This is a genomic window from Mangrovimonas sp. DI 80 (genome assembly GCF_001975575.1).
Classification (GTDB): Bacteria; Bacteroidota; Bacteroidia; order Flavobacteriales; family Flavobacteriaceae; genus Mangrovimonas_A; species Mangrovimonas_A xylaniphaga.
Genome location: NZ_MSDT01000002.1, coordinates 521,066 through 533,517 on the forward strand (window position 1 = coordinate 521,066; position 12,452 = coordinate 533,517).

The 12,452-nt window shown below is 37.7% G+C and carries 10 protein-coding genes; 9 read left to right on the top strand and 1 reads right to left on the bottom strand.

The genetic code is table 11. The annotated features are described in order from the left end of the window. Window positions 1-58 precede the first annotated feature (58 nt). The 3 genes from BKM32_RS02900 (at window position 59) to pth (ending at window position 2,329) form a co-directional block, all read left to right on the top strand. On the top strand, window positions 59-1,000 hold the full coding sequence (locus BKM32_RS02900) for a ribose-phosphate pyrophosphokinase (protein ID WP_076662466.1): 942 nt from the start codon (window positions 59-61) through the stop codon (window positions 998-1,000). A 12-nt stretch (window positions 1,001-1,012) separates the two neighbouring features. Further along, on the top strand, window positions 1,013-1,624 hold the full coding sequence (locus BKM32_RS02905) for a 50S ribosomal protein L25/general stress protein Ctc (RefSeq protein ID WP_053976313.1): 612 nt from the start codon (window positions 1,013-1,015) through the stop codon (window positions 1,622-1,624). A 138-nt stretch (window positions 1,625-1,762) separates the two neighbouring features. After that, complete coding sequence (pth, locus tag BKM32_RS02910) at window positions 1,763-2,329, top strand: aminoacyl-tRNA hydrolase (protein ID WP_123812052.1); 567 nt, start codon at window positions 1,763-1,765, stop codon at window positions 2,327-2,329. A gap of 51 nt (window positions 2,330-2,380) precedes the next feature. Here pth and BKM32_RS02915 read toward each other — a convergent pair whose 3' ends face one another. Beyond that, entirely contained in the window at window positions 2,381-5,104 is a 2,724-nt protein-coding gene (locus BKM32_RS02915) for a reprolysin-like metallopeptidase (RefSeq protein ID WP_076662468.1), read from the bottom strand. A gap of 280 nt (window positions 5,105-5,384) precedes the next feature. Here BKM32_RS02915 and BKM32_RS02920 point away from each other — a divergent pair, with 280 nt between their 5' ends. The 6 genes from BKM32_RS02920 to rsmA all read left to right on the top strand — a co-directional run bounded on the left by BKM32_RS02920 (window position 5,385) and on the right by rsmA (window position 12,441). Further along, entirely contained in the window at window positions 5,385-6,317 is a 933-nt protein-coding gene (locus tag BKM32_RS02920; protein ID WP_076662469.1) for a bifunctional riboflavin kinase/FAD synthetase, read from the top strand. Continuing rightward, window positions 6,310-7,623 carry an HTTM domain-containing protein gene (locus BKM32_RS02925; RefSeq protein WP_076662470.1) on the top strand — a complete coding sequence of 438 codons (1,314 nt, stop codon included), beginning with the start codon at window positions 6,310-6,312 and terminating at the stop codon, window positions 7,621-7,623. The genes BKM32_RS02920 and BKM32_RS02925 overlap by 8 nt, the downstream gene beginning before the upstream one ends. Before the next feature lie 45 nt (window positions 7,624-7,668). Beyond that, window positions 7,669-8,937 (top strand): serine--tRNA ligase, encoded by a 1,269-nt coding sequence (gene serS, locus BKM32_RS02930; RefSeq protein ID WP_076662471.1) that lies wholly within the window; start codon window positions 7,669-7,671, stop codon window positions 8,935-8,937. 394 nt (window positions 8,938-9,331) lie between these two features. Further along, window positions 9,332-11,110 carry a tetratricopeptide repeat protein gene (locus BKM32_RS02935; protein ID WP_076662472.1) on the top strand — a complete coding sequence of 593 codons (1,779 nt, stop codon included), beginning with the start codon at window positions 9,332-9,334 and terminating at the stop codon, window positions 11,108-11,110. 170 nt (window positions 11,111-11,280) lie between these two features. After that, window positions 11,281-11,607 (top strand): DUF4286 family protein, encoded by a 327-nt coding sequence (locus tag BKM32_RS02940; protein ID WP_076663032.1) that lies wholly within the window; start codon window positions 11,281-11,283, stop codon window positions 11,605-11,607. Between the two features lie 51 nt (window positions 11,608-11,658). After that, window positions 11,659-12,441 carry a 16S rRNA (adenine(1518)-N(6)/adenine(1519)-N(6))-dimethyltransferase RsmA gene (gene rsmA, locus BKM32_RS02945; protein WP_076662473.1) on the top strand — a complete coding sequence of 261 codons (783 nt, stop codon included), beginning with the start codon at window positions 11,659-11,661 and terminating at the stop codon, window positions 12,439-12,441. Window positions 12,442-12,452: the final 11 nt, after the last annotated feature.

Here is a 12,452-nt window from a genome sequence, read left to right on the forward strand (position 1 = left end):
AATTTGCACCTCATTTAACAAACCGAATTTTAATTCGTTACAAAACAAACATTTACCAATGCCTAATGTAGCTACAGAAGCCAAAATTTTTACCTGCACACAAAGCAGGGAGCTCGCTGAAAAAATTGCAGAGAACTTTGGTGTTAAATTGGGGAACGTGATTACCTCAACTTATAGCGACGGAGAGTTCCAGCCTTCATATGAAGAGTCTATTAGAGGAACTCGCATTTTCATTATTGGATCCACTCATCCGGGACCTCAAAACCTAATGGAAATGTTATTGATGATTGATGCTGCCAAGCGTGCTTCTGCAAGACACATTACAGCGGTATTGCCTTATTTTGGATGGGCTAGACAGGACCGTAAGGACAAACCTAGAGTGCCGATTGCTGCAAAATTGGTAGCAAAAATGTTGGAAGCTGCAGGGGCAACCCGTATCATCACTATGGATTTGCACGCAGATCAAATACAAGGGTTCTTCGAAAAACCGGTAGACCACTTGTTTGCATCCACAATCTTTTTACCTTATTTGGAAAGCTTAAACTTAGATAACTTAACTATTGCATCTCCTGATATGGGAGGATCTAAAAGAGCTTACGCCTATTCCAAAGCATTAGGTAGCGATGTGGTTATCTGTTACAAGCAACGTGCAAAAGCCAACCTCATTTCACACATGGAACTTATTGGTGACGTAACTGGTAAAAATGTGGTTTTGGTAGATGATATGGTGGATACTGCAGGAACTTTGACCAAAGCAGCCGATTTGATGATGGAGAGAGGTGCTTTAAGTGTCCGTGCTATCTGTACACACCCTATCCTATCTGGTAGCGCTTACGAGCGTTTGGAAAATTCTAAATTGGAAGAGTTGATCGTTACAGACTCCATTCCTTTAAAACAAGAAAGCAAAAAGATTCGCGTATTGACTTGCGCCGAACTATTTGCCGATGTAATGCACAACGTGCACTACAACAAATCAATTAGTAATAAATTTTTAATTTAATATAAACAACAAATGAAATCAATTACAATCAATGGATCTCAAAGAGAAAGCGTGGGCAAAAAGGCAACGAAAGCCCTACGTAATGCTGGACAGGTTCCTTGCGTATTATACGGAGGAGACAAGCCAGTTCATTTCTCAGCACCTGAATTAGCATTCTCTAAACTGGTTTATACGCCTGATGCGCATACCGTTGTGATTGCTTTGGAAAACGGAGATACTTTCAACGCCGTAATGCAGGACATTCAATTTCACCCTGTAACCGATAAAATCCTTCACATCGATTTCTATCAGTTATTCGAGGACAAAGAAATCACTATGGATATTCCTGTACACATTATCGGTACTTCTAGAGGGGTATTGAATGGTGGTGTATTACGTAAAAACAAGCGTAAACTTAGAGTTAAGGCTCTTCCTGCTAACTTGCCAGATTTCGTAGAGGCAGACATTACTCCTTTGAGAATTGGAAGCAAGCTTTACATTACAGCTTTAGAAAACGAAGCTTACAAATTCTTACACCCAGACAACACTGTAGTATGTCAAGTAAGACGTTCTAGAGCAGCAATGAATGTATCTGACGATGATGAAGATCTAGATGAAGACGATGCAGCAGAAGCACAAGAATAGATTTTAAATCTTATATTCAAAAAGCATCTCCATTTGTGGGATGCTTTTTTATTTTTACACAAACAATCAGGTATGTGTAAGAAGTTTTTTAATTTCTTTAAAAGAACCCCTTCGGTTAAAAACAAAGACATTCACCCCATGAAAAAATTTCTTATTGTAGGCTTAGGAAACATAGGAGAAAAATACGCCGAAACACGGCACAATATCGGGTTTAAGGTATTGGATTTTTTGGCTAAAAAGGAAGCCCTAACATTCGAAACCCAAAAATTGGGAGATATCGCTATTTACAAATTCAAAGGAAGACAATTTATTTTGCTAAAGCCGAATACCTATATGAACCTAAGCGGAAAAGCAGTTCAGTATTGGCTTACCAAGGAAAACATTCCATTGGAAAACCTTTTGGTAATAACCGATGATTTGAATCTTCCTTTTGGCTCCATCCGCCTAAAAACCAAAGGAAGCGATGGCGGCCACAATGGATTAAAGGACATTCAAGACAAATTGCAAACTACCAATTACAACCGCTTTAGGTTCGGTATAAGCGATGCATTTGCAAAGGGCAGACAAGTAGATTATGTTTTGGGAGAATGGACTCCAGAAGAAACCGAAAAGCTTCCGGAACGCTTAGAAAAATCCACAGAATTGATCACCTCTTTTGGATTGGCAGGCGTCAACAACACCATGAACACCTTCAACGGGAAATAAAAAAGGAGCGACTTATGTCGCTCCTTTTTTACCTAAATAACTTCTCTTAAATTATTCTACGATAATCTTTTTGGTAGCGCTGCGCTCACCATCATTTACCGTAACCAAATACATTCCAGATTGCACATTATTTAATCCAATAGTCTGACTAAAATCTGATGAATTGGTAAATGACTTTTTGTAGATCAAACGTCCTCTTACATCATAAACGTCCACCTTGATGTCATTACCCGATAAGGAATTCAACTTAATAGTAAACTCTCCTTTATTAGGGTTAGGGAAAATAGTGAATTTGTTGGCAGCAAATTTGTCAACACCTAAAGAACTATCTGTCAAGGTACATAATTCAATATACCAAGAGTTTAAAGTTCCATAATCCATAGGTGAGAAATCGGAAATTTCCAACTTCCATTCCCCATTAGAGCCCAATCCAGAAAACTCATTTAAAGGAGTCTGTGGGGAAAAAGTTCCACTTACTGGATTTGCACAGGTAATTGCACCTCCTTCATCATTAAAAACCACATCCAAATCATCTTGTCCATTATTACAGTTCCTATTGTAAAGTGTCGCTTTAACTTCCCCGTTTGGATGTTTTAACTCCACAAAAAGATCGCCCACCCATGTATGCGTTATATCTGTATATACAACCGTCGATTCAATTGTTTCAGAATCTGATATATTCAAAGAACTTGATAAAACAACTCCTTGTTGTCCATTAGTAACAGCATCCTGAATCGCTAAACCAAGATTGCCAGAATCATATTGTACACAAACAATTTCATAATCCAATGCAAAAGGATGTGAATTCACAGCATAATAAATGTTCCCTACTGGTTGAACCATAATTCTACATGAAAGGGCAGGAGTATCTGGCACTACAATTTCTTGTGCACCATCATTAGGGGTATTTTCTGCCAAAACTACATCAAAAGTCTCTCCCCCATTTGTAGATAACAAAATATTTACACGGGATGTGTTGATATTATTTGCTGTGGTACCAGCAACATTCCACGTGATAATTTCTGTATCACCATGGCTCCAAAAAATTCCCTCTTCATTTTGCGAAGTCACTGTAAATGGTCCCGCGGCAGCATTAACAGTAACTTTCATTAAATCGGCATCAGTTTGTCCAATCCCATTACCTATGCCACTCCCGTTATCTCTAACCAAAAAAGCGAAGTTCAAATCTCTAGTAACTGAAGGTGTGACTTCCCAAGTAGGCGTTAAATTACCATTTAATACATCCTCGATTTTTGGCAAATATCGTTTCGGTGAATCTGAAGGCAGTAATGAACGATATAAAGGACCTGTATCCCATGTAGACTGAGGCTTCCCAACTTTACCTGATGGTGCTGCGTCATTTTGATACCAACTATAAGTCAAGGTTTCAACCCCATCGACATCTGTAGCAGAGCCAGTTAACACAAATGCCGTACTTGCAGGTATGGTATAATCTCCACCTGCGTTTGCAATTGGCGCTTGATTAACTAAAACGGATTCTTGAGCACATTCGTTACCCAAACCATTTTTTACATAATTGAGTATTTGCTTAACACTTATATAATTAAAATGAGCGTCGCTATGATATTGTACATTTGGATCACAAATACCTGCATACCCCATAATAGAACTACCACTTCCCGGCTCAACCTCACTTTCACCATTTCCACTAAAACATTCAATACTAGATTGTATATGATAAGCTCCAAACTGATGTCCCATTTCATGAGCTACATAGTCAATATAGAATGCATCACCAACTGGATTTGAACTTCCCGTATACGCCATCCCTTTATGATTACTATATTTAGAAGTAGATACACACACGCATCCTATACATCCCGCATGCCCTCCCCCTGAAGTATTAAAATTATGACCTATGTCATAATTAGCAACTCCTATAACATCATCTAAAGTTTCTGCAGTTTTAGTATTATATTCACCCATCCAAGGATCTGTTGCCGAATCTAAATAAATGACATCATCGTTATTCGCAACAAACTGCATAGTAATAGCTAGGTCTCTCTCGTATATTTCATTAACCCGGTTCATTGTTATTACCATTTGCGAAAGAACATTAGCCTTACGTACAGTTACACTTCCCGATCCAGCAAAAAGAGCAGCGTATTCACCTGTACATGAAAGTGCCAATCTATATGTCCTTAGTTTTTGATCGTTAGCAGCAAATCTTTGAGATGATTTATCGACCTCAATAGACTCCAACAACACTCCTTCATCCTGAAGGCATGAAAAATCTTGAGAAGCCCCTTCTAAAGCTTCTTTCTCATAAACCATATACGATTTTAGATCGGAAGTATAAGGATCTATATATACTGCACCTTGCTTTCCAGAAAGCATCATGGCATGTATACCAAACTGCGTAACACTAAAACGCATGGAAGCCGTTGGATCATTAATTCCAAATGCTTTGTACGTTTTAATCATTGGATATTTATTTGCCAATACAGGATCCATAATTGAAGACTCCAAAACTTGAAACGACTGTAACTCTCCATTGGCATTTGGAAACTGAACAATGGCATTAGACTTTTTTGAATCTTCTTCTCTTGATGGAGCTTTTCGAAGGACACTTTTAAACTTTTCAAGATCCAACTCAAAAACTTTAAAAACATTTGGTTCCACCCTTCTTTGCTCCTTTCTTGCCTTTCTTACAGAATTTGTCTCCACCCTTTTCCAATAAGATTGTGAAAACAAAACTGACACATTCAAACAAAACACTAAAAGAATTAAAACTTTAGTACAATTTAACTTCATTGTTAATTAAATTTTAAGAGCTTACACGAATATATCATATAATAATGAACCAAAAAAAATAACATACTTTACAGTTAATAATTTAACATTCCAAAATTTATTCATACTTCTAAATAGCAGTATGTATTTCATCAAAATTTCAAAAAAATCCAAGAACATTACATTGCCATTTGTTAAAAAATAAAGGCCTTGCCTACACTAAAAAGGGAGGATAGATTTTTTCAATCCTCCTTTTTTATTTTCATGGCTTTAATACCTATTTTTACACAAAAAAGCAGGCTTGAAACTTCACAATTCTCCAACAACATATATAGACAAACCTTCCGTAATTACCATAGGCACCTTTGACGGCGTACATATTGGCCATCAAAAAATTATTGAGCGCCTCATTGCAACGGCCAAAGGCAAAGGGTTGGAATCTGTCATTCTCACCTTTTTCCCTCACCCCAGAATGGTACTTCAAAAAGATGCCAATATCAAACTTTTGAACACCATTACTGAACGCCAAGAAATCTTGGAGCAAACTGGATTGGACCATTTAATCGTAAAAAGGTTTACAAAGGATTTCGCCAATTTATCAGCCCATGATTATGTAAAAAAAATACTTGTTGATGAATTGCATGCCAAACACATTATAATTGGTTACGACCATCGTTTTGGAAAGAATAGAAGCGCCAATATTGAAGATTTAAAGGTTTTTGGAGAACAGTTTGGGTTTGAAGTCGAAGAAATTTCGGCAGAAGACATTGAAAATGTTGCCGTAAGTTCTACAAAAATAAGAACAGCCCTCAACAATGGAGATATCTCCACGGCCAATGCTTATTTGGGCTATCCTTACTTTTTGACGGGAACCATCACACAAGGCAAAGGGCTAGGAAAGCAAATTGGCTTTCCAACAGCTAATATTCATATTGAAGAAGATTATAAGCTCATTCCAAAAAACGGAGTTTATGTTGTTAGGTCACAATGGAACGACCAAACAGTATACGGCATGATGAACATTGGTACTAATCCCACTGTTAATGGCAAAACACAATCCATAGAAGTTCATCTATTTAGAACCAATGAAGATCTTTACGGAAAAACCATTCGGGTTGAATTATTGCACCGCCTTCGAGATGAACAAAAATTTGCATCCGTAGCCTTATTGCAAGAACAGTTGAAATTGGATCAAGAAAATTCATTGAAATTCATTGCCAATATCGATGAATAAAATCCTCTTCAAACATATAGACAACAGTGCCCTTGTTGTATTTAGGGCCATTTTTGGGTTGTTGTTAATTTTTGAAAGCATAGGAGCCATCTTTACAGGCTGGATCAAGCGCACCTTGATAGAACCCAAATTCACTTTTTCGTTTATTGGTTTTGAATGGCTGCAGCCCTTACCAGGAAACGGCATGTATGTTTATTATGCCATTATGGGACTTTTGGGATTGTTTATCATGTTGGGATATAAATACCGTTGGACCATGCTTGCCTTCACCATCATGTGGTCAGGAACGTATTTCATGCAGAAGTCATCTTACAATAATCATTATTATTTATTGATGCTTCTAAGCGCCATTATGGTAATTCAACCCGCCAACAGATATTTTTCTTTGGACGCTAAATTACATCCCGAATTCAAAAGCAATTCCATGCCGCAATGGTGCAAATACATTTTTGTACTGCAACTGTTTATCGTTTACACCTATGCATCTATTGCTAAAATGTACCCCGATTGGTTAAATGCATCTGCCATAGGACTGATTTTAAAATCTAAACAACACTATTTTTTAGTTGGTGAACTTTTACAAGAAAAATGGGTACACTTCTGCTTGGCTTATGGAGGCATTTTGTTTGATGGATTGGTAATTCCATTAATGCTGTGGAAACGGACTAGAAAATATGCTTTTATTGCTTCCATTTTCTTCCACCTGTTCAATTCATTTGTATTTCAAGTTGGGATTTTCCCTTATTTATCCTTAGCCTTCAACCTATTTTTCTTTGAACCAAAAACCATTCAAAAGCTATTCTTAAAAAAGAAACAATTTTATAGCGAAGGAGAGATTTTCATTCCGAAGTATCATAAAATTATGATCGGGGTCTTTTCTGTATACTTTCTATTCCAAATTGCGCTTCCGTTACGCCATCATTTTATTCAGGATGATGTACTTTGGACAGAAGAAGGCCATCGTCTATCTTGGCGTATGATGCTGAGAGCAAAAAATGGCATGGCCACCTACAAAGTAATTGACAAGGCAACAGGCAAAGAATTACCTGTACGACTTAGTGATTATCTTACCAGAAAGCAAATAAGGGGAGCCATGGTAAAACCCGACGTCATCTGGCAGTTTTCCCAACATTTAAAAAAGGATTTTGCAGAGAAGGGATTTGACGTAGAAGTCTATGTTACCTGCCATATAAGCGTCAATGGTAAACCGAGACAAGAGCTTATTGATTCCAGTGTAGATTTGGCCAGTGTGCCTTGGGAACCTTACAAACACAGTTCTTGGATTTTGCCTTCAAAACAAGATTGATTTTCTAGCTAATTCCTTAAATTTGTTCCTTAAATTTTAAAGCACATGCTACAAGTACCTTTTATTAGAGAGCACAAAGCCGATATCATTACTCGTTTGTCAAAACGAAATATCGATGCCACCGAAATGATAGAAACCGTCCTTAAATTAGACGAGGACAGAAGAGGTTTCCAAACACAATTGGATAACATTTTAGCTGAGTCCAATAGTATTTCCAAGGAAATTGGAATGTTGTTCAAATCGGGGAAAGTAGCCGAAGCCAATGCCTTAAAGGAAAAAACAAGCCAACTGAAAGAAGATTCAAAGACCCTTTCAGATCAGCTTAATGAAACTACAGAAGCTTTAAATCAGCTTTTGTATAAAATACCGAATGTTCCTAACGCAATTGTTCCTGCAGGGAATACCGATGAGGACAACGAAGAAGTATACCGTGAAGGAGATGTTCCTGTACTTCCGGAAGGCGCATTGCCTCACTGGGAATTGGCTAAAAAATATGACATTATAGATTTTGAACTAGGTAATAAAATTACGGGGGCTGGGTTTCCTGTGTACAAAGGAAAAGGGGCACGATTACAGCGCGCCTTGATTGCCTATTTCTTGGATAAAAACACCCAAGCAGGCTACACAGAGTACCAATTGCCTCATTTGGTAAATGAAGCTTCAGGATTTGGTACTGGCCAATTGCCAGACAAAGAAGGACAAATGTACCATGTTACCGAGGACAATTTGTACTTAATCCCTACTGCCGAGGTTCCAGCCACTAACATTTTCAGGGATGAAATGCTAAATGAAAGTGATTTACCAATCGCCTTAACAGGATATACGCCTTGTTTCAGAAGAGAAGCAGGAAGTTATGGCGCACACGTTAGAGGTCTTAACCGTTTGCATCAATTTGATAAAGTTGAAATTCTACGTGTGGAACACCCAGAAAGATCTTACCAGGCTTTGGATGAAATGGTAGAACACGTTAAAGGCATTCTTCAAGAACTTAAATTGCCTTACCGTATTTTAAGACTATGTGGTGGTGATTTAGGATTCACCTCAGCCCTTACTTATGATTTTGAGGTGTTCTCAACGGCGCAAGATCGTTGGTTGGAAATTTCATCCGTTTCAAACTTTGAAACTTTCCAAGCCAATCGCCTTAAATTAAGATTTAAAAACGCGGAAGGCAAAAAGCAGTTATGCCATACACTTAACGGTAGTTCCTTGGCCCTACCAAGAGTACTCGCAGGAATACTGGAAAACTACCAAACCGAAGATGGTATCAACATCCCTGAAGCACTTATTCCTTATACAGGTTTCGACAAAATATAATTTAGTAGGAAAATACTTAAAAAAATCGACGAAAGGCAAAAAAAACATGTCATTCGTCGATTTTTTGTAGTTTTATTTTGATTTTTTGTAAATAAGTATGAAGTTAGTACAGCGATTAAATTAACCTACTTATGAAAAATCTTAAGCGCATCATTATACTTGTGTCACTTATTGTGTTAGTGAGTAAAATTTTCTTTTAAAAAGAATTACAACAAGCCCACATATAGCATTAAAAATTGCCACAGCAGAATAATTGAATCATTTTAAAAAATAATGATTAATAGCACATTTATTTTGGCTGGTAATGCCCGAACCTAGGTTCGGGCATTTTTTTTATCAAAACATTCACAGCAAAGTAGCAGCCGCATTCCTTATATTTACATAAATTAGCCTTATGAAAAAGATAGTTTTACTTGTTATTGCGCTATGGAACACTTTGGTTTTTTCCCAAAGCGAACAACTTGCAGACAACTATTTTAAACAAGGTGATTTTGAAAAAGCCCTGATCATCTACCAGCAATTGGACGAAGAAAAACCAGGCTCTACCAAATACCTATACAAAATCGTAGAAACCTATCAGCAGCTAGAACAGTACGACAAAGCTGGCCAAATGCTCTCTGAACGTATCAGTAGAAGTTCTTTCCCTACCCTACTAATTGAAATGGGCTACAATTACCAATTGCAGGACAGCATGGCCTTGGCGAATAATTATTACAATCAAGCCATTCAAAAAATAGAAGAACGCCCTATTTATGTTAGCAGTATAGCCCGCCAGTTTGAAGAACATTCCCTTTTAGACAAAGCTATCATTGTTTACAAACGCGGCATCGAGCTCAATCCAGACCAGAATTACAATATCCAATTGGCAAGAATTTATGGTGAACAAGGAGATGTCGAGCAAATGTTCTCCAATTACATCGACTACATAGAAGACAAACCAGAATTCCTCAACAACGCCAAAAGAGCTTTCAGCGATTTTGTTTCGGAAAACAAAGAGAATGAAAACAATGTTTACCTTAAAAAATTACTGCTGAAGAAAATCCAATCGCAACCGGACGTGTATTGGTATGAACTCTTGAGTTGGCTCTATGTTCAGGAAAAAGATTACTCAAAATCCTTCACCCAAGAAAAGGCTCTTTACAAGAGAAATCCAGAAAGTTTGGACCGCATCATGGAACTGGCCATGGTAGCCACCTCCGAAAAGGACTATGAAACAGCCACTGAAATTTTAGAATTTATCCTTCAAAATTCACAAGACATTTCCAGTATTTTGAAAGCTCACCAATTGTTACTGGACATCAAAACAGCCAATGCTTCCCCAAAGGAATACAATAGCATCGATGCCCAATACCAAGCCGTTTTTAAAGAATATGGCACTTTTGAACAAACAGTTCCCCTTCAGATTGCCTATGGTAACTTTTTGGCCTTTTACAAACATGAGCCTGAAGCGGCGAGTAAATTTTTAAAACAGTCCCTAAAATTGGAGCTTTCCGATTTTCAGGAAGCCACAGTTAAATTGAAATTGGCCGACATTTTGGTCTACCAAGAAAAATTCAATGAAGCTTTGATATTCTATTCACAAATTCAAGCCAACCTTAAAAACAGTACCATTTCACAGGAAGCCCGTTTTAAAGTTGCAAAGACCAGCTATTACAAAGGAGATTTTGAATGGGCAGAATCCCAACTGAAAATTCTAAAGGCTTCCACTTCCCAACTTATCGCCAATGATGCTTTGGACTTGAAGCTACTGATTTCGGACAACAAATATGAAGACTCACTTCATGTGGCTTTAAAACTTTACGCCAAAGCCGATTTAATGGCCTTTCAAAACAAAAACGACGAAGCCATCGGCCTATTGGATAAAATCCTAACAGAGCACAAAGGAGAAAGCATAGAAGACCAAGCGTTGTTTAAACAAGCCCAATTGTTTGAAAAGAAAAAGCAATATGAAAAGGCAGCCAATAACTATCAATTAATCATTGCCAATTACCGCGATGATATACTGGCCGATGATGCCTATTATTATTTGGCAGAACTCTATAGCAACCATTTAGCGCAACCCGAAAAAGCTAAAGAACTTTACGAAAAAATCATTTTCAATCACGAAGACAGTATTTACTTTGTCGATGCCAGAAAAAAGTTTAGGATGCTACGTGGTGATGCCATCAATTAAACACGTTTTTTCAGCCGCAACATTCTCACCTACAACACTACTTTTTGTAATTGAACAATTCGCGGATCCTTGATTAGAATTACAAAAAATAGGCTTATCTTATGAAAAAAGAATAAAACCTTTTGAAGATGGCGGGGAACTCCTGTTATTTGCAAAAAATTACCGAAATCATGATTATTTACAACGTCACCACGCATATTGAAGACACCATTAAAGAAGAATGGTTGCAATGGATGAAAACGGAGCACATCCCTCAAGTATTGGCCACAGGTAAGTTTAAGGAAGCAAAACTTACTAGGGTTTTGGTAGAAGAAGAAAAAGGCGGGTTGACCTTTTCCGTTCAATATAGAGCCCTTTCAAAAGAAGCCTTGAACGAATATTACGAAGTATTTGCCACGCAATTGAGAAATGAAGGGCTTAAAAAATTTGCAGACAAGATGCTGTCCTTTAGAACCGAATTGGAAATCATCGATGAATACACGGTAGATTTCAACTAAAACGCAGCTCACTCAGTTCTTACATAAATTCTTATTAAAAGCATTTCGATTATGGCACATCAACATCAGGTAAAAGCAAAAAAACATCTAGGACAACACTTTTTAACCGACGAGTCCATAGCCGAACGAATTGCCGATTCCCTTTCCTTGGAAGGCTACAAGCACGTATTGGAAATTGGCCCAGGTATGGGGGTCCTTACCAAATACCTTCTCAAAAAGAATATCACTACACATGTCATTGAAATTGATACTGAATCTGTAGAGTATCTTAAAAGCCACTACCTCAATCTAGCAGATCGCGTTATTGAAAAGGACTTTTTAAAATACGACCTTAGCGAAGTTTTCGGGAACGAACCTTTTGCCATCATCGGTAATTACCCCTACAATATTTCATCCCAAATCGTGTTCAAGGCTTTGGATATGCGAGATCAGATTCCTGAGTTTTCGGGAATGTTCCAAAAGGAAGTCGCCCAACGTATTTGTTCCAAAGAAGGCAGTAAAGTCTACGGCATCCTTTCGGTATTAACCCAAGCATTTTATGATGCCGAATACCTATTCACCGTGCCACCAACAGTCTTCAACCCTCCACCAAAAGTAGATTCTGGAGTACTGCTTTTAAAACGCAAAGAAAACTATACACTTCCTGTAGACGAAGCCCTTTTCTTTAAGGTGGTAAAAACCGCGTTTCAACAACGTAGAAAAACCATGCGCAACAGTTTAAAAACACTCATTTCTTCAGAAAATTTAAAAGCAAATGTTATATTTGACAAGCGCCCCGAACAAATCAACGTTCAAGAGTTTATCGAACTCACATCCCTAATTGAAAACCAATAACATATACCACG